Annotated in this window: 23 protein-coding genes; 17 read left to right on the forward strand and 6 right to left on the reverse strand. The window is 30.9% G+C overall.

All coding sequences use genetic code 11. The features are described 5' to 3' along the window. Positions 1-193: 193 nt before the first annotated feature. The 3 genes from CIW83_RS24735 to CIW83_RS01300 are packed head-to-tail and all read right to left on the reverse strand — an operon-like array spanning position 194 to position 2,461. Positions 194-292: a HAMP domain-containing histidine kinase gene (locus CIW83_RS24735; RefSeq protein WP_201259629.1), complete on the reverse strand. Its 99-nt coding sequence runs from the start codon at positions 290-292 to the stop codon at positions 194-196. Between the two features lie 8 nt (positions 293-300). Next, complete coding sequence (locus CIW83_RS01295; RefSeq protein ID WP_201259622.1) at positions 301-1,755, reverse strand: cell wall metabolism sensor histidine kinase WalK; 1,455 nt, start codon at positions 1,753-1,755, stop codon at positions 301-303. Continuing rightward, a complete protein-coding gene (locus CIW83_RS01300; protein WP_094898862.1) occupies positions 1,748-2,461 on the reverse strand; it encodes a response regulator transcription factor in 714 nt (237 codons plus the stop codon). Before CIW83_RS01300 ends, CIW83_RS01295 begins: the two co-directional genes overlap by 8 nt. 431 nt (positions 2,462-2,892) lie before the next feature. Here CIW83_RS01300 and CIW83_RS01305 point away from each other — a divergent pair, with 431 nt between their 5' ends. The 11 genes from CIW83_RS01305 to thrB all read left to right on the forward strand — a co-directional run bounded on the left by CIW83_RS01305 (position 2,893) and on the right by thrB (position 13,974). Continuing rightward, positions 2,893-3,135: a hypothetical protein gene (locus CIW83_RS01305; protein WP_094898863.1), complete on the forward strand. Its 243-nt coding sequence runs from the start codon at positions 2,893-2,895 to the stop codon at positions 3,133-3,135. A 262-nt stretch (positions 3,136-3,397) separates the two neighbouring features. Beyond that, the gene (locus CIW83_RS01310) at positions 3,398-4,078 is read left to right on the forward strand and encodes a CPBP family intramembrane glutamic endopeptidase (protein WP_201259623.1); all 681 of its coding nucleotides are present in this window, start codon (positions 3,398-3,400) and stop codon (positions 4,076-4,078) included. Between the two features lie 50 nt (positions 4,079-4,128). Beyond that, positions 4,129-4,983: a VOC family protein gene (locus CIW83_RS01315; protein ID WP_094898864.1), complete on the forward strand. Its 855-nt coding sequence runs from the start codon at positions 4,129-4,131 to the stop codon at positions 4,981-4,983. A gap of 357 nt (positions 4,984-5,340) precedes the next feature. Beyond that, positions 5,341-6,177, forward strand: a complete 837-nt coding sequence (gene modA, locus CIW83_RS01320; protein ID WP_094898865.1) for a molybdate ABC transporter substrate-binding protein — start codon at positions 5,341-5,343, stop codon at positions 6,175-6,177. A gap of 102 nt (positions 6,178-6,279) precedes the next feature. After that, on the forward strand, positions 6,280-6,978 hold the full coding sequence (locus CIW83_RS01325; protein ID WP_201259624.1) for an ABC transporter permease: 699 nt from the start codon (positions 6,280-6,282) through the stop codon (positions 6,976-6,978). A gap of 16 nt (positions 6,979-6,994) precedes the next feature. Continuing rightward, the gene (locus CIW83_RS01330; RefSeq protein WP_094898866.1) at positions 6,995-7,696 is read left to right on the forward strand and encodes an ABC transporter ATP-binding protein; all 702 of its coding nucleotides are present in this window, start codon (positions 6,995-6,997) and stop codon (positions 7,694-7,696) included. A gap of 18 nt (positions 7,697-7,714) precedes the next feature. Continuing rightward, on the forward strand, positions 7,715-8,443 hold the full coding sequence (locus tag CIW83_RS01335) for a Rossmann-like domain-containing protein (protein WP_094898867.1): 729 nt from the start codon (positions 7,715-7,717) through the stop codon (positions 8,441-8,443). Between the two features lie 615 nt (positions 8,444-9,058). Next, on the forward strand, positions 9,059-10,387 hold the full coding sequence (locus tag CIW83_RS01340; protein ID WP_201259630.1) for an aspartate kinase: 1,329 nt from the start codon (positions 9,059-9,061) through the stop codon (positions 10,385-10,387). Beyond that, entirely contained in the window at positions 10,388-11,602 is a 1,215-nt protein-coding gene (locus CIW83_RS01345) for a homoserine dehydrogenase (RefSeq protein ID WP_094898869.1), read from the forward strand. It abuts the gene before it with no gap. A gap of 13 nt (positions 11,603-11,615) precedes the next feature. Next, a complete protein-coding gene (gene thrC, locus CIW83_RS01350; RefSeq protein ID WP_094898870.1) occupies positions 11,616-13,100 on the forward strand; it encodes a threonine synthase in 1,485 nt (494 codons plus the stop codon). After that, a complete protein-coding gene (gene thrB / locus CIW83_RS01355) occupies positions 13,093-13,974 on the forward strand; it encodes a homoserine kinase (RefSeq protein WP_094898871.1) in 882 nt (293 codons plus the stop codon). Before thrC ends, thrB begins: the two co-directional genes overlap by 8 nt. A 265-nt stretch (positions 13,975-14,239) precedes the next feature. Here thrB and CIW83_RS01360 read toward each other — a convergent pair whose 3' ends face one another. Then, on the reverse strand, positions 14,240-15,607 hold the full coding sequence (locus CIW83_RS01360; protein WP_094898912.1) for a sigma-54-dependent Fis family transcriptional regulator: 1,368 nt from the start codon (positions 15,605-15,607) through the stop codon (positions 14,240-14,242). Between the two features lie 217 nt (positions 15,608-15,824). Here CIW83_RS01360 and CIW83_RS01365 point away from each other — a divergent pair, with 217 nt between their 5' ends. The 4 genes from CIW83_RS01365 to CIW83_RS01380 all read left to right on the forward strand — a co-directional run bounded on the left by CIW83_RS01365 (position 15,825) and on the right by CIW83_RS01380 (position 21,315). After that, positions 15,825-17,111, forward strand: coding sequence for an aconitase X (locus CIW83_RS01365; RefSeq protein WP_094898872.1), 1,287 nt, complete (start codon positions 15,825-15,827; stop codon positions 17,109-17,111). Between the two features lie 11 nt (positions 17,112-17,122). Next, positions 17,123-17,566 carry an aconitase X swivel domain-containing protein gene (locus CIW83_RS01370; RefSeq protein WP_094898873.1) on the forward strand — a complete coding sequence of 148 codons (444 nt, stop codon included), beginning with the start codon at positions 17,123-17,125 and terminating at the stop codon, positions 17,564-17,566. Between the two features lie 22 nt (positions 17,567-17,588). Next, complete coding sequence (locus tag CIW83_RS01375; RefSeq protein WP_094898874.1) at positions 17,589-19,757, forward strand: FAD-dependent oxidoreductase; 2,169 nt, start codon at positions 17,589-17,591, stop codon at positions 19,755-19,757. Positions 19,758-19,845: 88 nt separating this feature from the next. Beyond that, positions 19,846-21,315, forward strand: a complete 1,470-nt coding sequence (locus CIW83_RS01380; protein ID WP_094898875.1) for a methyl-accepting chemotaxis protein — start codon at positions 19,846-19,848, stop codon at positions 21,313-21,315. A 63-nt stretch (positions 21,316-21,378) separates the two neighbouring features. Here CIW83_RS01380 and CIW83_RS01385 read toward each other — a convergent pair whose 3' ends face one another. Beyond that, positions 21,379-22,050 (reverse strand): RluA family pseudouridine synthase, encoded by a 672-nt coding sequence (locus CIW83_RS01385; protein WP_094898876.1) that lies wholly within the window; start codon positions 22,048-22,050, stop codon positions 21,379-21,381. A 139-nt stretch (positions 22,051-22,189) separates the two neighbouring features. Between CIW83_RS01385 and CIW83_RS01390 the strand changes: the two genes are divergently transcribed. Then, positions 22,190-22,675 (forward strand): LURP-one-related/scramblase family protein, encoded by a 486-nt coding sequence (locus CIW83_RS01390; RefSeq protein WP_094898877.1) that lies wholly within the window; start codon positions 22,190-22,192, stop codon positions 22,673-22,675. 149 nt (positions 22,676-22,824) lie between these two features. On the opposite strand, the gene CIW83_RS01395 is transcribed toward CIW83_RS01390, so the two are convergent. Then, positions 22,825-23,550, reverse strand: a complete 726-nt coding sequence (locus CIW83_RS01395) for a GntR family transcriptional regulator (RefSeq protein ID WP_094898878.1) — start codon at positions 23,548-23,550, stop codon at positions 22,825-22,827. A gap of 281 nt (positions 23,551-23,831) precedes the next feature. Between CIW83_RS01395 and CIW83_RS01400 the strand changes: the two genes are divergently transcribed. Continuing rightward, positions 23,832-24,938 carry a BMP family ABC transporter substrate-binding protein gene (locus tag CIW83_RS01400; RefSeq protein WP_094898879.1) on the forward strand — a complete coding sequence of 369 codons (1,107 nt, stop codon included), beginning with the start codon at positions 23,832-23,834 and terminating at the stop codon, positions 24,936-24,938. The last annotated feature ends 31 nt before the right edge of the window (positions 24,939-24,969 follow it).

The raw sequence follows: 24,969 nt of genomic DNA on the forward strand, positions 1-24,969 counted from the left end.
TCAAGAATTTGATCTTAATGAGTTTTAAGCAGATTGTGGAAATCTTTGATTTCGTGTAAGTCGTTTATGCAGTGACCAAGAAAAGCTACCTTTAACGTGTTGATAGATGCTTTTCATATTTTGATAATATTTAATGAGTTTTCAAATATAATATACTGGAAGCTAATAAGATAGTTTTATGGTGCAGAAGATACTATAAAGCAGGAAAATGTACATAGAAAGTAGTACCTATGCCAAGATGGCTTTCCACATCAATTTTCCCATTATGTAGTAGTACAAGTTGCTTTACTATAACTAAACCTAGCCGCTGCCACCCTTTGCCTTACCTACATTTCTATGAGATTTGCTTTGATAGAATCTATCCCAAATATGAGGTAAGTCATCACTAGATATCCCAGTCCCATTATCTCTAACCATTAGAATAACAGAGTTCGGGGAACTTTCTATCTTAACTATAATTTCTCCATTTTCTGAAGCATTAATAGCATTTTGTAGCAGATTCCTGATTATCTGCTCAATTCGATCGATATCACCCATTATCGTTGCTTGGTCTATATTTTTTTCAAAAATAATATTTATATTCATACTTCGAGCTAATGCTTCCATGGATTCAATGACTCTATGTACTAGAGTTATTAAATTTAAAGGAGTTTTTTCTAGTTTTATGCTGCCGCTTTCTAAGCGGCTCAATTGCAGCATATCATCTACTAGTCTATTAATGTGAACAGTCTGAGTGTAGATGATTTCTAAATATTTGTTTAATAAATCCTTGTCCTGAACTATACCATCTTGTATAGCCTCTACAAATCCTTGAACAGCTGTAAGTGGTGTGCGAAGCTCATGGGAAATCTCAGAAAAGAGCCTTGTCCTTTCCTCTTCTACGCTTCTGTTTTCCTCCTGTATTTTTTGCACTTTTTCTGCTAACTTATTAAATTGATCTATTAATATTTTAACCTCATCAAGGGCAGGATGGTATTGTTGTGTAACATAGTTTCCACTATTTAATTCGGCCATGGCCGTACTTAATTCAGAAATTGGTTTCGAAATGTGCTCGGCTTGGTAGATAGAAACAAAAATAATCATAATAAGGACAAATATTCCTACTAATATTAGATATAGACGCATTTTAGCTATATTATGGTCAAGTTTAGAAGGAGTTGCTTCTAGGAGGATGCCATTAATAATAATATCATTACTGTCACCCATAGGGACGGCAGCGATAAAAGTCAACTCCTTTGTTTCCTTATTAATAACCTTTGCAGTTATGGTCTCGCCGCTAGATATTGCCTTGGCAAAGCTTTTATCTACCTGAGAGCCAGGTACTATTTCTTGGTTTGCGGAGGTAGCTACAATATTAGCGCTTTTATCAAAAATTGTAATTTTTGCATCGAAGATATCAGATAAAAATTTGATTTTTTCTTGCTGCTTTTGAGCAATATTACTACTATCATATTCTGACAGTGTAAGCTGATCCCAACTTTCTTTTTGTAACAATGCAAAATTTGCTCTTTTAGCTTTTCGTAATAATTCCTGTTGAATTTGATTATAAGTTACCTGTTTAACCGAAAAATCAAAAAATGCTATTAAAGCAGTTAGACAAAGAACAAAGCATATTATATTTATAAACAATATTCTGGTATAAATATTTCGATTGAACTGTTTTTTAAAAAAATGCCTTAAAAGCAATCCCAATTTTTTAAATTTTTGTAAGGATTTCTTAGCTTGCTTTTCTATAAGTTGTATATAATTATTCATAGGCTACTTCCTTTACTTTTAATGGGGATGTAAATTGATAACCTACGCCCCAAATAGTTGTTAAGTACTCATGGTCTAAAGAGGCTAACTTCTCCCTTAATCTTCGTATGTGTACATCTACTGTACGTTGATCGCCAAAGTAATCATATCCCCAAACTACAGATAATAGGTTTTCTCGTGAGAAGACACGAAGGGGGTTCTGTGCAAGATAATATAACAAATCAAATTCCTTTGGTGTGACGGCTATATCTTTACCATTTACTAGTACTGTTCTAGTACTAGACATAATTTCCAATCCCGGGTACTTTATATTTAAATGCTCTAATGTTTCATATGTGTTCGTTCTACGCAAAACCGCTTTTATTCTAGCCATTAATTCCCTAGGACTGAAGGGTTTTGATACATAATCATCGGCACCCATTTCTAACCCCAAGACTCGATCAGCTTCTTCTCCTTTAGCAGTAAGCATTATAATGGGAACCATGCGGATCTGTCTTAGATCTCGACATAGTGTTAATCCATCTTTACCTGGAAGCATAATATCAAGTATTATCACGTCAGGATTTTCTCTATTGAACACAGATAATGCAAGATCGCCATTGTTTACTCCTACAACTTCAAAACCTTCTTTTTCACCATATATCTTTATTAATTCTAATATATTCTGATCATCATCTACAACTAAAACCTTTCCTAAGTATTGCAATATTATCCCCCCTATTACTTTACTTAAGTTTAATAAATATAATATTTAGAAAGTGGAATTGTATATAAATTTATATTAATTATATCATTGAAATTCACTACATACTAGTATACTTATATTCTATATTTTGGTATGAAAATCCTATTCACTCAATAAATAAAGTTTAAAATGGAAATGATTAACATTAGTAAATATCATATATACATTAGGTTATAGGCTTATTTTAAATCATTAAATATTAAAGAAAAAGCCCAATAATCATATATTCTTGTAACAATTTGTAACAATTTAGAAACAAATGTTAAAAACTTAGAAAAAAATATGAAATAATATTCCAATATAATTATTTATAAGGTCCTTGGTAATTAAAAACCTATCCAAAATCTAAGCATTAAAATAGGAGGTGAGAAAATGTTAAATAAAATAGAAATATGGATTTATGGATTTACTTAAAAGATCTTATTAAGGAAAATTGTTTCAAAGGGGGATATTTTGGGAAACTACAAAGGAAGACTGAACACGTTCAAGAATTTCAAATTTCAAGACAAATGGATAAAGATGTATTGGAAATAGAGGAAGATAAAGATAACATTAAAATAGATATATCAAAATTAATTGATACTTTCAATCAGCTAGTAAACAACTATAATAAATCAATAGATTTTTTGAAATAGTTATTATAGACTAGATGATTTATATATAGATATAGGTCTAGCGGTTACCCCTTAATTTAAACTAAGCTAGAACCAATTGACTCTTGGAATTTTATCCAAGAGTCAATTTTATGTATGCCCAGCAAAGGTATAATTTGGATAAAAAATGAAATTTTAGTAGAATAAATAATTTAAAATTCCTAATTGAAAATAAAACTGATTCGAGATATAGTTATAGATATAAAATAAGCTTTAGTACTAGCTAACATGAGGAAGTGCAAAAATGAACAAAAGAAAAACGATAATTGGTATACTTATAATCACTGCTATATCTATAGCCATAATGTCCATTGTTGATGCTATTATAAATCCTGGCTATATGTATAAGTCAGCTATAAAGATAATAATGTTTCTATTTATCCCTTTAATATATATTTTTTGTGATAGTAATATTAACCTTAAAGATATATTTAAGGTTAAGTCTAAGAAGAAATTAATAATCTCAACAATTCTTGGATTATTAGTATATTTAATAATACTTGGTGCTTATTTAATATTAAAAAAATATATAGATTTAGATAGTATCAAAAATATACTAGCAGAAAATCTTAAAGTAAATAAGAATAATTTTATTTTTGTAGCATTATATATTTCTTTTATCAATTCTCTTTTAGAGGAATTTTTCTTTAGGGGATTTATATTTTTAAATCTTAAAAAACTAATTGCAATAAAAAGTGCCTATATTATAAGTGCTTTTGCATTTACAGTATATCATATAGGGATTATGGGCAGTTGGTTTAGCCCGTTGATCTTTTTATTAGCTATGGTTGGTTTATTTGCAGGAGGAATTATTTTCAATTATCTTAATGAATCTAACTCAAATATATATAGTTCATGGCTAGTTCACATGATGGCTAATTTTGCTATAAATACTGTAGGATTTATTATGTTTGACATAATTTAAACACCTATTATTGGGTATATTATATTTACTAAAAGTATGAGGGTGATTTTATGTCAAAGTTTCATGAAAAACCAGATATATTTGTTAATCAGATAGTATTAAAAGTAGTAGATATAAAAAGGTCTATAGAATTTTATACAGAAATAATGGGATTTAGAGTATTAGATAGAGAAGAAAAAGAAGTGACATTAACAGCAGATGGAGTTAATCCTATGATTACAATTATAGAACCTGATGATGTAATACCAAAACTACCAAGAAGAACGGGAATTTATCATTTTGCACTTCTTTTACCAAATAGATTCTATCTAGGGGTATTTTTAAAACATCTAAGAGAAAAGAGTTATCCTATAATCGGGGGAGCACATCATGGCGTTAGTGAGGCTATATATTTAGAAGATCCAGATGAGAATGGAATAGAGGTCTATAGAGATATCGACAGTGAGGAATGGAAACGTAAAGGAAATCAAATAGAGATGGTAACAGATCCTTTAGATTATAATAGTATTATATTTGATGCTGGTGAAGAAAAATGGAGTGAGATTCCACAGGAGGCCATAATAGGACATATCCATTTACATGTAGGAGATTTAGATGAAGCAAAAAAATTTTATTGTGATGGATTAGGATTTGATTTAGTAATGAAAATGGCTAATTCAGCATTATTTATTTCGTCAGGAGGATACCATCACCATATAGGACTAAATATTTGGAACGGAAAGAATGCTCTAGCTTTGCCAGACAATGCTGCAGGTATGAAATATTATACTATAATATTCCCTGATATAGATGTAAGGGAAAATATAGTAAATAATCTAAGTAATCTAGGCTATGAGATAATAGAAGAAGATAATAATATATTTACGAAAGATCCATCTAATAATTTGATAAAATTAGTGGTGTAAAAATTTATTAAAAAGCAGAAAATCCTTAGAATCAAAAGGATTTTCTGCTTTTTATAAATAGATAATATACTATGGAATTTTTAGATATTGGTGCTATCAATAAAACTAATACTAGAACTCAAATTGTAATATTCTATATTGACTAATTAATGCCTAAATATCATCTAAAGAATGTGGGAAATTTCTAATACTGATGATCAATTTGAAAAGTACATGAAGATAATATTGAGAAAGCATCTAATTTCTTAGAAAGTGTTTTTTCATTGACAAAGGCATTACAAAGCAATATACTGTAATTTATAATCTTACTCTTTATAAAGAGTAACGATTATAAATTAATATAGGGGAGGAATTATATTGAATAATTTTAAGAGATTTATAGCTTTATTTTTAGTTTTGAGCCTTATGATTTTTACTGTGGCTTGTGGCAAAGAAGGGGAGATAGATAATTCATCAAATGTTAATAATTCTAATCAAGATGAAGAATCTAGCAATGTCAATGAAAGTCAAGAGGATGTAGTGCTTTTGGTTTATAGTGGTGCAGGTTTAAAAAAACCTATGACTGAGATTGCAGAGGTTTTTGAAGAAGAAAACGGCATAAAGATAGAATACATATTCGCAGGTTCAACTCAATTATTAAGCCAGATAGAACTTTCGGGAAAAGGAGATGTGTTTATAGTGGGTTCTAAGCAAGCCTATGAAACATCAGTAGAAAAGGAACTTACATATCCATCTAAGGATGTAGCATATCATAATCCAATAATTGGAGTTCCAAAGGGAAATCCAGCAAATATAAATAGTCTTGAAGATATGGCAAATCCAGGTGTGAAAGTTATATTAGGGGACGAAAAAGCTAATGCCATAGGACAAACTAGCCAAAAACTAATAGAAAAAACAGGATTAACTGGTATAAATGATAACGTAGTGGCTAAAACGGCAACAGTAAATGAAATATTAGTACACCTGGAATCTAAAAATGCAGATGCAGCAATAGTTACAGAAGACTCAGCGTTTGGAAATGAAAATATAGAAACAATAGCAATACCTGAAGATATTAATATACAACAAATAATTCCAATAGGGGCACTTAAAGCTTCCAAAAACCTAGATAAGGCAAATATCTTTGTTGATTTTGTTAGCTCAGATCGAGGAAAAGAGATATTTGAAAAATATGGATTTCCTTCTGTAAAATAGATAGAGGGATTGATTGCATATGTCAAATAAAAGATTTTCATATTTATTAATAGTTACGTTATCAATAGCCTTGATATTTATTTTTACTCCCCTTGTATCTTAGTGATACGAGGGGTTCCTAATATATATAAATGTATTCAGTCCAAAGAAATATTATTTTCTATAAAATTAAGCCTTATTACATCTATTATATCTACTTTAATATGTTTGGTTTTTTCCATACCTGTAGCTTATACACTGGAAAGATCGAATATAAGGCTTAAAAAGTTAATACAAATATTGATATTATTGCCTATGTCTTTACCCCATATGATATCTGGTGTGGCACTATTACTTTTTTTAGGTAATCTAGGCATAGGAGGATTTTTATCTGAAATAGGTGTAGAGTTTGTTTTTAATCCAAAGGGAATAGTTGCGGCTCAAGTTTTTGTAAATTTCCCTTTTATGGTCAACATGTTAAGAATAGCCATGAAAGAATCGGGATACAAGATAGAATTTATAGGGAGAACATTAGGTTGTAATAGATGGCAGACATTTATATATATTACTATTCCATTAATAAAAAATAGTCTGATTTCTTCTTCAATAATAGTCTGGTCAAGAGCATTAGGAGAATTCGGAGCGGTAATTATGCTTGCTGGAGCTACAAGTATGAAAACAGAAGTAATACCTACGGCAATATTTATGAATATGTCAACAGGTGATTTAGATATTGCAATTGGTGTTGCAACCATACTAATTTTCATATCTATAATATCTATGTTTCTAGTTGAAATAATACAGAAATCAAAATCCATTTAACACGAAGGGAAATATTATGTTGGAGATAAAAAATATACAATTAAGATTAGGGAGATTTGCCCTAAATAATATAGATTTAAAAATAAACTTAGGAGAATATTTTGTAATTCTAGGTCCTAGTGGATCAGGAAAGACAGTTTTGCTAGAGACTATTGCTGGACTTTATAGACCAGATTCAGGAAATATTTTGTATAATAAGAATGATATAACTCTTCTTCCCCCAGAAAAAAGGGATATAGGCTTTGTATATCAAGACTATGAATTATTTCCTCATATGACAGTAGAGGATAATATAATATTTGGACTTAAAATAAGAGGTATGAATAAAAAGATTATATTAGAAAAATTATATAAACTAGTCTCAATGTTAAAAATAGAGCATCTTTTAAAAAGATATCCAAATAAGCTTAGTGGCGGAGAAAAACAAAGAGTTGCACTAGCAAGAGCAATTATTATATCGCCTAAAATATTGCTTTTAGATGAACCCCTAAGTGCATTAGATATAATGATCAAACCAACCCTTCAGCAAGAAATAAAAAATATACATAAAGAGTTTAAATCTACAATAATACATGTTACCCATGATATAGAGGAAGCTATATTTTTAGCAGATAGAATAGGTATAATGAGTGATGGAAATTTACTAAAAGTATTGGAGTCAGATGAAATATCCAATAGATTAGATCTGACTTCTATATTTAAGTATTTAAAACTATGATGGAAAGGGTAGAGGAAAATGGAATTTTATACACTATTACAACAAAAGATTAAAGCAATTGCAATCCAAAATAATTTGTATGATGAAAATATTATTATTACTACCAATACATTAACTCCAGAAGAAGCCATTGGAATAACTGAAAGAAAGGATTTTCCCCTTTTAAATGGGAAAGAAGTGCTTATAGAAGCAAAATTTCTAGACTCTATAGGGCAGGCTTATACAGATTCACCAACAGTATTTAAAGGAAGTGTTAAGCATGTTCTAGAATTAGATTTATCTGATAATAGAAATAAGGTTTTATTTATTGCAACCTTAAATGCAATTTTAAAACACTTGAAACTTGTTGAAAATACTATTCACTGTAAAGATGAAGAGCCAGAAAAATGCGGTAAAGATATAGCAAGATATATTCAAGATAAATTTGGAAGCGTTAAAATAGGTATGGTAGGTTTTCAGCCAGCGATAATTGATAATCTTAGAAAGAAATTTTCAATAAGAGTGTTGGATTTAGATATTAATAATATAGGAAAGATAAAATATGATACTTTGATAGAAGATGGGAAAGTGAATAGAGAAGAAGTAGTTAAATGGTCTGACATATTAGTAGTCACAGGAAGTACTATAACAAACGGTACTATATTAGATTTTCTAAGAGTGAAAAAAGCCACATTATTCTATGGGACTACCATAGCAGGGGTAGCTTATCTCGAAAACTTAGATAGAATTTGTTTTTGTTCAAAGTAATATGAAGTAAGCTATATATATCTACATATAGCCGTTATGAGTAGTGGTTTAATCCATATTTTATCCAATGGATGCTTATTTTATGATTTTGTTATTAAACACACTCGATTAAAAGAATTAATATTCTTAAAGTTAAATTCATTTCTTGAGATAACACTCATGACATTTTATTTAGTTTTCCAGCCAAGATTTAAATGTTATTTAAAATAGTTAGCTATAAAAGTATAAAGACCATGTTTTCAGGTAAATACTGACTTTGAGCTATGGTCTTTATATTTTATCTAAGATGTATCAAAAAAACACTTTACTTTAATAAGATAATACTATACAATAGTAGAAATATTAAAATTTCAATTAAAAGCTTTGAATAGGACGAGTAAATCTTTTAATGTCATTAGAGATAGAAGTTCACCGGCTGAAAGACTTCTTTGATACACTAGATTGAAAACCACCTATGAGCCCAGTCCTGAACAATAGTAGGGATATGCGTTTGCTGCGTTAAAGCTATTTACTTAATTTGTTTTTGGGTGGAAACGAGAAGATAAAACTCGTCCTATTTAGGGCGGGTTTTTTTGCATATTTTTTTAGATATAGGAGGAGTTAAAATTGAAAGATATAATCGTAGCAAAATTTGGAGGAAGCTCCCTAGCTGATAGTACGCAATTTATCAAAGTGAGAGATATCGTTAAATCAGATATTAGGAGAAGGTATGTAATACCCTCTGCCCCTGGAAAACGAAATAGTAAAGATCATAAAATAACGGATTTATTATATATGTGCTATCAACTTGCATCACATGGTCTAAACTTTGATGAAGTATATGCAATTATTGAAAAAAGATATAAAGATATATGTGATGAGTTAAATTTAAGTTTGCAGATTGATAAAACATTAAATGAAATAAAGGACAAGATTAAAAATGGCGCCTCTAGAGATTATTCTGCAAGTAGAGGGGAATATTTAAATGCTATTATACTTTCCAATTACTTAGGTTTTGAGTTTATAGATGCTGCAGAATTGATTTTATTTGATAATAAAGGAAACTTTGATTCAGAAACTACAGAGGAAAAAGTTAAGTCACGATTATCAGAAGTTTCTTATGGTGTCATTCCTGGATTTTATGGGGCTAAAGAGAATGGTGAGATAATAACCTTTTCTAGAGGTGGGTCTGATATAACAGGTTCTATTATTACCAGTGGAATAGATGGTGAGCTCTATGAGAATTGGACAGATGTATCTGGATTTCTTATGGCAGATCCCCGTATTGTTAAAAATCCAAAACCTATTAAAATTATCACATATAAGGAGCTTAGAGAACTTTCTTATATGGGAGCTCCAGTACTTCATGAAGAGGCTATTTTCCCAGTGAAAAAGGCAGGAATACCTATAAATATTAAGAATACAAATTCCCCAGAGGACCCTGGAACTATGATTGTAAATGATCATACTCCCATTAGCTCTGGAAATATAACTGGTATTTCTGGGAAAAAGGATTTTACTGTTATATCTATAGAAAAAACTTTGCTGAATTCAGAAACAGGCATTTTGAGAAAGTTAATTTCTGTATTTGAGACTAATGATATTTCCATTGAACATGTACCTACTGGTATAGATTCGATCTCAGTAGTAGTTTCAAATTCAGAGCTTAACTCAAAAATGAATAAAGTAATAGAAGAGATACGAATATATTGTAATCCAGACTCAATTTCATGTTATCCCAATATGGCACTTATTGCTGTAGTGGGAAGAGGAATGATAAAGGCTAAAGGGGTATCTGCAAAAGTATTTAGTGCTTTAGGAAATAGTGGAGTTAACGTCAGAATGATTACTCAAGGTTCATCTGAATTAAATATAATTATAGGAATTGAAAACGATGATTTCGATAAAGCCATGACTGCTATATATAAAGTTTTCGAAAATGATAGTTCTATGGAGAGTGATTAAATGATAAATATTGGTTTACTTGGTCTAGGTACAGTAGGCTTAGGTATAGTAGAGATACTAGATAAAAGAAAAGATGAGCTTAAAGCAATTTTAGGCTCAGAATTGAGGATTAAAAAGATATTAGTAAAGAATAATAGTAAAAAAAGAAGTATAGATATAGAAAGACAAATGATTGTTACTGATTTTGAAGATATTCTAGAAGATGAAGACATTAGCATAATAATTGAGGTTACCAGTGACTTGGAAAATAGCTATAAATATATAAAGAAAGCATTGAATGCTGGTAAACATGTGGTTACAGCTAATAAGGCCGTTGTATCGAAATACTTTGAGGAATTATCTAGCTTGGCAAGTGAAAAAAAATTAGCATTTCTTTATGAAGCTAGTGTAGGTGGAGGTATTCCAATACTAAAACCCCTTAGAGAACAAACTGCAATTAACGAGATAACTAAGGTCCAAGGTATTTTAAATGGTACATGTAACTATATTTTAACTAGGATGTTTGAGGAAGGGATGGACTATGAGGATACTTTGAAAATAGCCAAGGAATTAGGGTATGCAGAAGTTGATCCAACAGCAGATGTTGAAGGATATGATACTTTGAGAAAACTTAGGATACTAGGAACGATTGCATTAAGGGGAAAAATCTCAGAGGAAGATATGATATTGGATGGAATAAGCAGTATTACAGCATTTGATATGGAACAGATAAAAAATATGAATTCAACAGTAAAATTAATTGGAGAGGTTAATATGGAAGATGGTAAATTTACTGCAGTAGTTCAACCAACGATTATAAATAAGGATTCATATTTTTCAAAGGTAAATATGGCATATAACTCCATAGTTTTGATAGGTGATAATGTAGGAGAGTTACGATTTTATGGCTCAGGGGCAGGCGCATTACCCACCGCAGATGCAGTTTTAGGGGATGTTATAGATGTAGTAAATAACTCATATGGAAAGATAAATCCATTAGGTAAAAGGAAAGTTAAAAATAATAATTCAATGATAAAGGACAAGTATTATTTAAGAATTTCTGAAATGGAAGAAGAGGATATTAGCAAATTACGAAAAATAGCTGAAAAAATATTGACTACGTCAGAAAACTTTGCAGTTATTACGAAAAAAGTCTTTTTAAAGGATATCTTAGATTTAATAAAATCATTGGGACTCCGTAAAGACAAGTATTTTTTAGGAAGAATACTTAATTAAAGGGGAGAAAGATATGAGATATATTAGTACTAGAAATAAAGAAATTTCAATTTCATCAAGTGAGGCAATTATTCAAGGTATTTCAAAGGACGGAGGATTATTTGTCCCCCAAATATTACCTAGAATAGAAGACCTAGAAGCTATGGAGAATATGGGTTATAGAGAGATAGCATATACAATAATGAAGAAGTTTTTTACAGATTTTGAGCCTGAATCACTTAAAACCTGTATAGATAAAGCCTATGATAATAAATTTGATACAGATATTATTGCCCCAGTAGTAGAGGTAAACAATTCTTTTATCTTAGAGCTTTTCCATGGACCGACTTTTGCCTTTAAAGACATGGCTTTATCCATACTTCCATATTTACTAAAGGAATCCATAAGGATTACAAGCATTCAAAAGGAAATAGTGATTTTAACTGCTACTTCAGGGGATACAGGAAAAGCTGCCTTGGAAGGGTTTGCAAATGTGCGTGGAATAAAAATAATAGTATTTTACCCTGAGAATGGAGTATCAGAGATTCAGAAAAAACAGATGATAACTCAAGAAGGAGAGAATACTTTTGTAGTAGGCATAAGAGGAAATTTTGATGATGCTCAAAATGGAGTTAAAGATATATTTAATGATAGAGAGTTTATTGAACTCATAGATAAAAATAATTATATGTTCTCATCTGCAAATTCAATAAATATTGGTAGGTTAATTCCTCAAATAGTCTATTATTTCTATAGCTACTCAATGCTTGTGAAACAGAAAAAACTAAATAAAGGAGAAAAGATAAATATTGTTGTACCAACGGGTAATTTTGGAAATATACTTGCAGCCTATTATGCAAAAGTTATGGGTCTTCCCGTAAATAAATTAATATGTGCATCCAACGAGAATAATGTTTTATCGGATTTTTTTAGGACTGGTGTATACGATAAGAGAAGGGAACTGATACTTACTTCATCTCCATCTATGGACATCTTAATCTCAAGTAATCTAGAACGACTCCTATTTCATTTAAGTGAGGGAGATGACAAGATAGTGGCAAGTAGTATGGAGAAACTTTCTAAAGAAGGATTTTATAAGATGAATGATCTAAACTTTGAAGATTTCTACAATAATTATTCCACAGAGGAAGAGGTTAAAGAAAGGATTTGTAAAGTATTTAAGAAAGAAAATTATCTTATGGATCCTCATACTGCAGTAGCCATAAATGTATATGAAAAATATAGATCAGAAACTAAAGATAATCTAAAAACAATTATAGCTTCCACTGCCAGCCCATATAAATTTGGGAACACAGTAGCCTCAGCAATAGGTATAAAAATGGGAGATAAAGATGAATTTAGGATACTAGAGGAGTTGGAAGATAAAACCAAGATTGCAGTTCCAAAGGCTATAAAAACTTTAAAAGATAAAGTAATATTGCACAATAACAATTGCAATAAAGGTGATATGAGACAGATAATAGAGGAGTTCCTAAAGGTAGGTGTGGCAAATGATTAAAGTGAAAGTTCCTGGAACCAGCGCAAATATTGGTCCGGGTTTTGATGCCCTTGGTTTAGCACTAAATATATATAATTCTTTTATATTTGAAGAAATTGACAAAGGATTAGAAATCAGCGGATGTAATAAAGCCTTTGCAAATAAAAATAATCTAGTTTATAAGTCTATGTTAAGGACATTTGATAAGATAGGGTATTCACCTAAAGGAATTAGGATAGATATGAGTACTGATATACCAATTTCAAGGGGATTAGGCAGTAGTGCATCTTGTATTTTGGGAGGAGTCATAGGGGCTAATCACCTAGCTGGAGAGCCTCTTTCTAAGGATGAAGTTCTAGAATTAGCTACGGAAGTTGAAGGACATCCCGATAATATAGCACCTGCTTTATTTGGTGGATTTGTTGTATCCGTTATGGAGAATAAAAGGGTAATATATAATAATATACATATTCCTAAGGGAATTAAATTTATTGCTTTGATACCAGACTTTACCTTATCAACAAAAGAAGCTAGAGTTGTTTTACCTTCTACTGTTTCATATAAAGATGCCATATATAATGTGGGTAGGGTATCTTTGTTATTATCAGCATTATCTAATGGTAGATTTGATTTGTTGAAATATGCAGTAAATGATACTCTTCACGAACAATATAGAGGAAAATTAATTCCCGATTATTTTAATATAGTTAATAAATGTAAAGAAGCTGGATGTCTTGGAGTATTCTTAAGCGGTGCTGGCTCTACAATAATGACTATTATTGATAATAATGATAATGAATTTAAAGACAAGATAAATGAATTTATAGATGATATTTGGGATATTAGAGAGTTTGAACTAGATTTAGGGGGAGTCAGTATCCAAAGAATGTACTAAACCTGTGCAATATGGAAATCTTCTATATTGCACAAGTTTTTATTATTTTGATTTCAATACTTTTCTAATATCAAAGATATTCCAAGGATATTCATCATAAGGCAGATAAATAAAAGTAGAATTTGTCTTATTAGTAGGGTGATAAGATCCTATTTTATAAGATAGAATGAAATAATTATCTATACTAAGAGATCATATATGGTTCAAAATAAGTATCATGAGTATATGGTATATTCGTGGCACTTGGTCTTTTTTCTTCTAATTTTTAGTATTTCTCCAAGAGCCTATATAGTCTACTTCTAGATATTCCAAGGGATTTAGCCGTTAATGTCTTATTACCATTATTTTTTATTAAAGCATCTAATACTCTATCTCTCTCCCAATTGTGAAAATCATCAATAATTGATTTCGGTTTTAGAGAATCATCTACTGGAATATTTTGAATGAATTTATTATAATTACCTAGAACATTTATTATTTCTTCTTCCATGATAGCGTTATTATCACTCATTATGCAAATTCTTTCTATTACGTTTCGCAGTTCTCTTACATTTCCTGGCCACGAATAGGATTGCAATACTCTATAAGATTGTTGTGTCAGCTTTTTTTGGTAGCCATATTTCTTATTAATAATATCAATAAAATGATCTGATAGAGCAATTATATCTTCTGGCCTTTCCCTCAAAGGTTTTATAGGCAAGTGAATGATACTCAGACGATAAAGCAAATCTTCTCTAAAGGTTTTCTTATTGACCATTTCATAAAGATCCTTATTTGTTGCTGCAATTATTCTAATATCCAACTTCTTAGATTCTATTGAACCAAGACGAGTTACTTCTAATGTATCAAGTAATCTTAATAATTTGACTTGCAATTCAATGGGAATATCTCCTAATTCATCGAGGAATAGAGTTCCATGGTTTGCCAATTCTACTAACCCAGGCTTACCCATGCTATTTGAGCCTGTAAAAGCACCTTTTTCATATCCAAAAATTTCAGATTCAAGTAATGTTGAAGGAATAGAAGGGATGCAAATTGAGATAAAGGGACCTTCTTTTCTTTTGCTGTTTTGATGAATAGTTTTAGCTATCACTTCCTTACCACTACCAGTCTCACCAGTTATAAGAATTGTGGAATCCGTAGGGGCAAATTTTAAAATACTAGTAAATAATTTTTTCATATGATCGCTGGCGAATATAAATTCACTATTAGATAACAGTGTATTTCTTAAATATTCAACCTCTTGTTTATAAACTAAATTAATATCACTTGCTAAGGTTGCTTTTTCAAGGAGATTATTAAATCTATCAGGATTTACAGATACAGTTACAACATATTTGATATTCCCATGATGATCGAATATTGGAGTACAGGTTGAAAGAGAAGAGTATCCTTTTTCGGTATAGATTATACCTGATACCTCTTGTTTTGTATTCATTACATCTAGAATATAAGACTTATCATAAATACCTATGGCTAAAATATCTTCTATTCTCTTTCCCGTCCAATCAGATAATGAAGTATTTGTATTATCTCTTACAAATTTATTCACAAATACATATTTAGCATCTTTATCAGTTATTAAAATGGCATATTCAATATGATCTAATATAGAATGAAATAAATTAGTCATGGCAGTCGCTCCCTCTGTAGCAGAATGTATCAAAATGCTTTATAGTTAAATACATTATAGTACAATATGATACAAAAAAATATACCTAAAATCATCCCGGTGGTAGAATATGGCAAAAGTCCCAATTTTAGACTTGGCATGTTAATTGCTATAGAAATATACTAAGGAAATTCAATGTTAATATTATAACAATATATTTGATTAAGGGAGTGGTTTTATGGATAGCTACAATATGAAGTTGACCCCCGAAGAAATTGAAATATTAGATGGAAGGAGAGGGGAAACCTTACAAAAAGCACTTAAATCCGTAGTTCTTTATGGAGAAACCTTTGGAGCGAAGAGATTACTTCCAATTGATGGCTCCATACACTTAGTAACATCCTTTGGCATACCAATGTTAACGCCAGTATTTGATATTATGGATGAATTAATCAAAGAAAATCTTAGGACAAAAGAAAGCTTTACAGTAGATCCAAGACCTTTGGATTATGAAAATGTAAAATGTAATCCTCTGCAAAAAGTTGTATTTAGAATTATGTACGGAAAGCAAGAAATGTATGAGAAGCAATTAAAAGAAGTGGGATTAAAAGATGATAATGCTTTTACATGTACTTGCTATTTGCCAGAGGTTGGTAATACGCCAAAGAAAGGAGATATATTGTCTTGGGCTGAATCTTCAGCAGTAGTATTTGCAAATTCTGTATTAGGAGCAAGAAGCAATAGAAATTCTGGTGTAATAGAACTATTATGTGGCATAGTAGGTAAAGTTCCGGAGTTTGGTCTTTTAATAGATGAGGGTAGAAAGGCAAAATGGCTGATACAACTTAAGACTTCAAAACTTCCTAATGCTCAAATCCTTGGAAGTGCAATAGGTATGAAAGTTATGGAAGATGTTCCGTATATAGTAGGTCTAGATAAACATTTAGGTAAGGGCATTAGTGATACTACTATTAATTATCTTAAAGATATGGGTGCTGCTAGTGCTTCTAATGGAGCTGTTGGACTATATCATGTAGAAAATATTACTCCAGAGGCAATAGATCTAGGAGAATCTCTATTAGTGGATGATTACAAAACATATATTATAGACGATGGAGAATTAAATAGAATATATGACTCTTATCCTATAATGTGGAAGAACCCAAGTCAAACTCCAAAGAAATGCTTTATAGGATGTCCACATTTAAGCCTTAGTCAAATATATGATTGGGTAGAGAGAATAGAAGAAGCAGTTAAAATTAGTGGAAAAAGCAAGGTTTTGATAGATACTATACTGAGTGCTTCACCTGATGTAATCCAAGAATTTAAAAAAGATAAATTAGCACTACAAAGACTTAATAGTATGGGAGTAAAACTAACGTATATCTGTCCGTTAATGTATATGAACAATCCACTTTGTGCTAAGGAGCCAATCATTACAAATTCAAACAAGTTGAGAACATATACAACTGCAAGATTTTATACAGATGAAATCATATTATCTAAGATAACAGGTTTGAAATAGGAGGGATTTGTATGTCTAGGATATTTAAAGGTAGGGTTGTATTAGGTGGAAATTTAAAGGAAGAAGCAGTGGTGACAAAGGAAGGGTTGAATATATTAGCATCTTTTCAAAAAAGCGCTTTAAAGAAATCTAAAAATGTAATATGTTCTGATCAAAATAATAAAGATTTATATAATAAAAATTTGACTAATAAAATAATATGCCTACCGCAAACAATTGGCTCAACAACAGGTGGAATGGTACTTCAAGCTATCGTAGAATTAGGAATAGGACCATCAGCAATGCTTTTCTCTGAGCATATTGATTCACTTGCAGCGGCAGGAATAATTCTGGCCGAAGTATGGAATGGTAAAAAAATCATTACTATCGATCAGTTGGGAAATGAATTTTTAGAATATGTCAAAACAGGACAAAAAATAGAAATAAAAGATGATGGGACCGTAATAGTCGAATAGAAAATAGGAAAGGTGGATTTTCATGGAATATAATAAAATTTTTGAACCTGGAAATATTGGAAAGCTGAACCTAAAAAATAGAATCGTTATGGCACCTATGGGAAATATTAATATGGCTGATCCTATTGGCAGACCAACTCAAAAGATGATAGACTATTTTGTAGAAAGAGCAAAGGGTGGAACAGGTTTACTTATAACAGGATTAGTTCCTATTTCTCAAGGAATAGACCCTACTACTGAGGAAGATAATGAAACTACTTATTTCCCTAGAATTGACGGATCATCTAGAACTAGAATGTCTGGATGGAGAGATTTGGCATCAGGTGTCCATTCCTATGATGCAAAGATTTTTGTACAACTAACAGCTGGACTTGGGAGGGTTGGTTCACCAGAGCCAGCACTTAAAGGAAAGATATTAAAGTCAGCATCTATTAATAAGAATTTTTATGTACCTGTCTTACCACATATTCCATTATCTGATAGAGCTATTAATAAGATAGTAAAAAGCTTTGGACAAGCCGCGGCTAATGCTAAAATCAGTGGATTTGATGGAATCCAACTTCATGGACATGAAGGCTATCTTATGGATCAGCTTACATCAGCTCCGTGGAATAGAAGACGAATAGGAAGATATAAAAATAAATTTCAATTTGGTATTGATGTAGTCAGAGAAATAAAAAGAAGATGTGGCGAAAACTTTCCAATAATATATAGAATTGATTTGACCCAAGGGCTTCAGGAATCCTATGGAGATGAGGTATTCAAAAAGAACTTTAAAGGGATGGAAAGAACTATAGAGGAAGGTCTAGAGTTCTGTAAGGCATTAGCCAATGCTGGAGTAGATGCATTTGATGTGGATAAGGGATGCTATGATAATTGGTTCTTCCCACATCCCCCTGCATATTTCGATGATATGCCATATATAGAAGAAATAGCAGGAAGGCTCAAAGAATATTTCAAGAAAGAAAATATTGATAAAAGAGTTATAGCTGTAGGAAAGCTGGGTAAACCTGAAATAGCAGAAAAGGTCTTAGAAAATGATTTTGCAGATTTTGTGATGTTAGGAAGACCTCTTCTTGCTGATCCATACTGGCCGCAAAAAGTTAGAGAAGGCAGAGTAAAAGAGATAATACACTGTATGGGAGATCAAGAAGGCTGTATTCAGTCATTTATATTAGGAGGGCATCCATGCTGTACCGCAAATCCTTATACAGGTTTTGAGGATACGAAAAGATTAATGAAAACCGATAAACCAAAAAAAGTAGCAATAATTGGGGCGGGACCTGGAGGATGTGAGTTAGCTAAGACAGCTTTTTTAAGAGGACATGATGTTACTTTGTTTGAAAAAACAGATAAATTAGGAGGGCAATATATCCCTGGTTCTAATATGAAAATAAAACATGATTTAAGCAGATTGCTAGAGAATACAAGGTATACTATGGAATTACTTCAACAAAAAGGATTAAAAATAGAATACAACATTGAGGTTAAAGAAAAAAATTTAAAGGATAAATTTGATGTTATAGTATGTGCCAATGGAATAATACCGTTTATACCAAAAATGAATGGTCTAGATGAAATTAGGCATGTTGAGGCTAGAGATTTTCTAAATAAGAATATGGAATTAGAACCAGATATAAAAAAAGTAACCGTAGTAGGCGGAGGTGTAGTAGGTTGTGAACTGGCTTACTCACTAGCCTATGAAAAGGGTGTGGAAGTTACAGTAGTTGAAATGTTACCTGATTTGATGAGTGGTGTAGTCCACGCAAATCGTTCAATGCTATTATGGATGATGATGGGTAAAGGTTCCCCATCTGGAAAAAAAGCGGATGCTTTAAAGATACCCATAAAAGCATATGTATCTTCTAAGGTAATTGAATTTAACAAAAATCAAGTAATAATTACTGCTAACAAAGGAAGAAAAAATCCTTATGAACCATGGATTACATTAACTCCAGATAATATTCACGTTCCATTCCAAAAGAAGCTAGATCCAAATAATGTAGAGGAAATAAGAATAGATACTGATTTAGTAATACTTTCAATGGGGGGGAAGGCAAATTCGAATCTTTATTTTGAGCTATTGAAAGAAAAGACGGCAAAAGAGATTTATTGTATTGGCGATGCAAGAGAACCTGGTAGAGGCTGGGAGGCCGTAACAGCTGCAAATGATATAGCTAGATTTATATAGTTAGAAAAAATACAAGATAAAAAACCAATTTTAAAATTGGTTTTTTATCTAAGAAATTAAAGTTTATTATAAATGGGGGTTGTTTGCAATGGAGAAAGAAAATCTTATTTATACACGAAACAAATTAATAATAAAGTTAATGTGGATTTCTTTATTATTAGGATTGATAGTTGATATTTTAAATAAAGTTCCTATTAATACTATTATTATTTTAGCATTATCTGGATTGCTATGCGGGGGAATGGCAACGATACTTACCTATAAACATATTTTTGAAACAAAAATTAAATATATTATATTAATAGAGCTGACAATAATTGGTTATCTAATAATAAGCTCAAATCCTCATATCGGCAATTATCTGATGCTATATTATATTTTGGCGATAATTACTTTGTATCATGATTTTAAACCGATAATTATGTCTGGAATTATAAATTTGTCTTTAACTAATTATTTTTTCGTTGCATACAGGGAGACTATGTTTATAGGACTTGATAAGAAACATCTTATTTCAATGAATCTTTTTTTAGTATTGATAACTTTTGTATTGGCATTTCAAAGCAAAATTGGAGTGAATATGAGAAAAAAATTGGAAGATAACAATAAAAAATCTGAAGAAGATAGGTTAAAGATAGCTAATATGTTTGAAAAGATTCAGTATACAGCCAAGGTTTTAAAGGATTTCAGTAAAGGATTAACAGAGAGTGTGAATGCAATAGGAGAAATATCTGGCGAGATAACTAATATATTTTCAGAGATTGCAGCAAGTATTGAATTCCAAGCAAAAAGTGTTGGTGATATAAATAACTCTACAATAAAGTCAAATAAAGAGGTAGAATCTGTTCAGGATGCTTCAACTTCCATGAATGATATAACCGAGTCTACAGCCAAGGTTTCTGATGAAGGAAATATAGAATTAGAATCTTTAAGAAGAGAAATTGACAATGTAAGTGAAAATATAGGTCAAACTTTAACTATTATTGATAACTTAAACAAAGAATCACAACAAATAGGAGTTATATTAAATACAATAAGCGAAATAGCGGAACAAACTAATTTATTAGCACTGAATGCTGCAATCGAAGCTGCTAGGGCTGGAGAAAGCGGTAAAGGTTTTGCGGTTGTAGCTGAGGAAATAAGAAAACTTGCTGAAAACTCAAGAAAATCCACCGATGAAATAGCATCTATTTTGAATGGAATCCAAGATAAGTCGAAACAGACTAAGGAAAAGTTCAATTCGGTTTCTCTTTCTTTTATTTCTAGTAAATCTGCTGCAGAAAAAGTGGATGAAGTTTTTAAACAAATCAATGATAATAATATTAATGTTTTAAATCAAGCTAAGAATATGGACGAAAAAATAAGGACATTAAAAGAAAACTATGAGATAATTGCAAATGAAGTAACTTCTATATCCAGTGTTACAGAGGAAAACTCTGCATCCGTTGAGGAAGTTACTGCAAGTGTAACAGAACAAAATGGAAGAATAAATGACATAGTTGAGAACTTTAGAAAGCTAGAAAAATTGAGTGAGGAATTAGATGGATTGGTAAATTAAAGGAGTTCCAGTTAGATAAAGTAATTATTATATTAAGATGATTCTTAGGATCTAAGAATCATCTTAATTGTCTTTCATATCAAAAACATCCCAAGGATATTCATCATAAGGGAGAGAAATAAAAGTAGAATTTGTCTTATTAGTAGGGTGATAAAATCCTATTTTATAAGACCATAGTGAAATTTGAGTCCATTCTTTTTTCTTTACAAAGGTTTTATTATATTTATTATCTCCCCATATAGGAAAGCCAGCATTGGAGAGTTGAACCCTTATTTGATGGTGACGGCCAGTTTTTAAGATAACCTTAAGCAGGCTTAATGTTCCATATTCCTCTGTATCCTTAGACTCTAATAATTCATATTCTAATACAGCTTCCTTAGCACCATTATTACCCTTATCAACTACCTTACTCATATTTATAGTTCGAAGTTTTTTTAAATAATCTCTTAGTTCTCCCTTCGAAGCTTCAGGTCTACCGCACACCACTACGAGATATTCCTTATATAATCTTCTTGCTGAAACTTCTTTAGAAAGAAAAGAATTAGTTTTCTCATTTTTGGCATATACCATAACTCCTCCTACAGGTCTATCTAATCTGTGTACAAGACCAAGATAGGGTCTATTTAATATGCTCATTATGTCATCGTCAGAAGTTTTATCAGATTGACAGGGAATCTTAGGTGGCTTTTCCACTACTAATATATCTTTATCTTCAAAAATAATTTTAATATCCATTATATCCTCCAAGAAATTTACATTTTACTACATGAAATATATTCTATGGAATTACATATAGAAAATACAAATGTAATAATATATAGTATATTATACAATATAGTATAGAAAGATAATATAGTATTATGGAGGTGCAAATATGAGATATTTAATTAAGGAGAGAATTTTTTCCTTCGCCGATAGATTCACTATTAATGATGAAAATGGAAGTCCTCGTTATGAGGTTGCAGGAAAGATATTATCTATAGGTAATAAATTGGATTTATATGATATCCAAGGTAATCATATGCTTTATATAGAACAAAAGGTATTTAGGTTTTTGCCAGAGTATTCCATCTACAAAGGTGGAAGTCTTGTTGGAAAAGTCTATAAAGAGTTTACCTTATTTAAGCCTAGGTTTACTATAGATAGCAAGTTTGGAAACTTTACTATAGACGGAAATGTTTTTGCGCATGATTTTAGTATTATGAAAAACGGTAGACCTATTGCTTGGATTAGTAAAAAGTGGATTAGTTTTTCAGACACCTATTCCGTTGATATAGCCGATGGAGAAGATCAAGCTTTTGTTTTAGCTTTAGTTATCGTATTAGATCAAGTGCATCATGATAATAGAAATAATCAATAATGTAAAATAAGTAAATGCTCTTTTATGGTTTTTTATCATAAAAGAGCATTTATTTTGCCTAAATACAATTTACTCTATAATACAATGATTCATAGTTATTAATTACATTGCATTGTTTTTTATTATTTCTATCCTTAGAAAAGATTTTTTTAATCAATAACTTTCCTTACTAGGTTAAAATCAAATTTATTGCTAAGAAAATAGCTGTCCGAATACATAATTGGGATACCTTTTGTAGAATAGTGTACTTGCTCTAGATGTAATAAGGCTTTAGGCTCTTTTAAAGATAATTTTTTTTGTAGCTTTTCATTACTTATTACAGCATAGATATTACAGCTTGAGAAAGAAATTTTGATATCATAGGATTTTAAAAATTCGAATATGGATTCTGTTTTAATGGAATTAAACCTTTCCATCATCCCATCAATATAAGTAATATAGTCTTCCACATAGATAACTGGCTTACCATCTGCAGTACGAATCCTATCAATATAAAGAACATCTGAATCTTCATTTATATTTAGCTTAGATGCTAAATCCTCAGGGACAGTTCTTCTATCGTGATATAAAGATTTAGTACCTGGTGCATATCCATGATTAGTTATTATCTTAGTGAAACTATCAAGAACAGCTATATTAGATTTAATATTCTTTGAATCTCTAATAATAAAAGTACCTACCCCATGCCGTGGAGCTATGAAGCCTTCATTTTCTAATGACTTTAAAGCTTCTCTTATTGTATTTCGGCTAACGCCTAATCTTTCAGAAAGCTCCTGTTCAGAAGGAAGCTTGGCCATAAATTCTGTACTATTATCAATTATATTAAGAATTGCATCTCTTGCTTGTGAATATAAGGATTTATTTGTTAATTTCATTTGTAACCACCTTAATTATAGAATTATATTCTTTACATATTATATACGATGTATATTTGTATTTGTCAAGTAAGTTTATTAGTAATATATTAGAATAAAAAACGTGTTGACAACGATTTATCACAATGCTATAGTAGTTGTAGGACGACTGACGACGTTGAAATTTTAATAAAAAATGCACTCAGCATAGCAAAAAAATACATAGAAAGGAAGGCTAAAAGTAAACTTTAAAACTTAGGAAACAAGTAAACTTAAGCATGTAAAATCTAGGAGGAAAGAGAATGAACAAAAAAATAATTTCTTTAATGTTAGTATTGACTTTAGTTTTAACTGTTTTAGTTGGATGTGGAGATGGAAAAGGTAAAGATGTAGGAAATACACCTGAAAACGTGACTGAGGATGGAGCAGCTGGATCAGGAGATGAGAAAGTTAAAATTGCAATAGTTCACAAAAACTTAGGAGATTTAGGATTTGTAGATGAATCACATATTGGATTAAATGAAGCTAAGGATAAATTAGGTATAGAATTTGACTATGCTGAAATTGTTGATATTAGTGAAGTAGAGATGCAATTAAGAATGTTTGCTGATTCAGAGGAATATGATCTAATAATTGCTTTAGGTGCTGACTATATAGATCCAATAATAGCGGCAGCAGCTGATTATCCAGAGCAAAAATTTACTTTAGCTGATGGAGTTGTTGAAGGATATGAGAATATACACAGTATAAGAGCTTTAGATCCAGAACAAACATTTTTATCGGGAGTTATTGCAGGTCTTGTTACTAAGGATGAAAGAATGCCTTTAGCGAATAAAGAAAATATTATTGGATTTGTTGGCGGTATGGATACTCCTGTTTCAAGATCAGGGGCAGCAGGATTTATGGCAGGTGCAAAATATGTTAATCCAGAAGTAGAGTTTATTTATAATATAGTTGGAAGCTATACAGACCCTGGAACTGCTAAGGAGATTGCAATGACGGCATATGGTAGAGGTGCAGACGTTATATCTCACAATGCTGGAGGTTCAGGTCTGGGAGTATTTAATGCAGCAGAAGAATCAAATAAATATGTAATCGGAAGTAGTAAGGCTTCCATTGATCCAGAAAGAAGCTTAGTAACATCACTAAAAAGAATAGATCTATTAATATATCAAGAAATTGAAAGTGTACAGAATGGGACTTGGAAACCAGGAGTTACACTAAAAGGAATTAAAGATGATGTTTGTGGATATGATAGAACTGGAATAAATACGGAAATACCACAAGACATAATAGATATAGCAGAAGAAGTAAAACAACAATATTTCGATGGAAAATTTGAATTACCACAAGATCCAGATCAAATAGATGAATGGACAAAAAATAATAATTATGAAAAAAATAAATAGAAAACATGCCTAGTGGAGGTGGAGTTACGTG

Source organism: Tissierella sp. P1 (assembly GCF_002266425.1).
GTDB classification, from domain to species: Bacteria; Bacillota; Clostridia; order Tissierellales; family Tissierellaceae; genus Tissierella; species Tissierella carlieri.

Bases quoted from the DNA above. Each gene is read 5' to 3' on its own strand.
- CIW83_RS01360 (WP_094898912.1), bottom strand. From the start codon at position 15,607: ATGACTAATTTATTTCATTCTATATTAGATCATATTGAATATGCCATT.
- CIW83_RS01370 (WP_094898873.1), top strand. From the start codon at position 17,123: ATGTCTAGGATATTTAAAGGTAGGGTTGTATTAGGTGGAAATTTAAAG.
- CIW83_RS01375 (WP_094898874.1), top strand. From the start codon at position 17,589: ATGGAATATAATAAAATTTTTGAACCTGGAAATATTGGAAAGCTGAAC.
- CIW83_RS01305 (WP_094898863.1), top strand. From the start codon at position 2,893: ATGGATTTATGGATTTACTTAAAAGATCTTATTAAGGAAAATTGTTTC.
- thrC (WP_094898870.1), top strand. From the start codon at position 11,616: ATGAGATATATTAGTACTAGAAATAAAGAAATTTCAATTTCATCAAGT.
- CIW83_RS01330 (WP_094898866.1), top strand. From the start codon at position 6,995: ATGTTGGAGATAAAAAATATACAATTAAGATTAGGGAGATTTGCCCTA.
- CIW83_RS01310 (WP_201259623.1), top strand. From the start codon at position 3,398: ATGAACAAAAGAAAAACGATAATTGGTATACTTATAATCACTGCTATA.
- CIW83_RS01390 (WP_094898877.1), top strand. From the start codon at position 22,190: ATGAGATATTTAATTAAGGAGAGAATTTTTTCCTTCGCCGATAGATTC.
- CIW83_RS01315 (WP_094898864.1), top strand. From the start codon at position 4,129: ATGTCAAAGTTTCATGAAAAACCAGATATATTTGTTAATCAGATAGTA.
- CIW83_RS01380 (WP_094898875.1), top strand. From the start codon at position 19,846: ATGGAGAAAGAAAATCTTATTTATACACGAAACAAATTAATAATAAAG.
- CIW83_RS01385 (WP_094898876.1), bottom strand. From the start codon at position 22,050: ATGGATATTAAAATTATTTTTGAAGATAAAGATATATTAGTAGTGGAA.
- CIW83_RS01395 (WP_094898878.1), bottom strand. From the start codon at position 23,550: ATGAAATTAACAAATAAATCCTTATATTCACAAGCAAGAGATGCAATT.
- CIW83_RS01345 (WP_094898869.1), top strand. From the start codon at position 10,388: ATGATAAATATTGGTTTACTTGGTCTAGGTACAGTAGGCTTAGGTATA.
- thrB (WP_094898871.1), top strand. From the start codon at position 13,093: ATGATTAAAGTGAAAGTTCCTGGAACCAGCGCAAATATTGGTCCGGGT.
- CIW83_RS01400 (WP_094898879.1), top strand. From the start codon at position 23,832: ATGAACAAAAAAATAATTTCTTTAATGTTAGTATTGACTTTAGTTTTA.
- CIW83_RS01335 (WP_094898867.1), top strand. From the start codon at position 7,715: ATGGAATTTTATACACTATTACAACAAAAGATTAAAGCAATTGCAATC.
- CIW83_RS01295 (WP_201259622.1), bottom strand. From the start codon at position 1,755: ATGAATAATTATATACAACTTATAGAAAAGCAAGCTAAGAAATCCTTA.
- CIW83_RS01365 (WP_094898872.1), top strand. From the start codon at position 15,825: ATGGATAGCTACAATATGAAGTTGACCCCCGAAGAAATTGAAATATTA.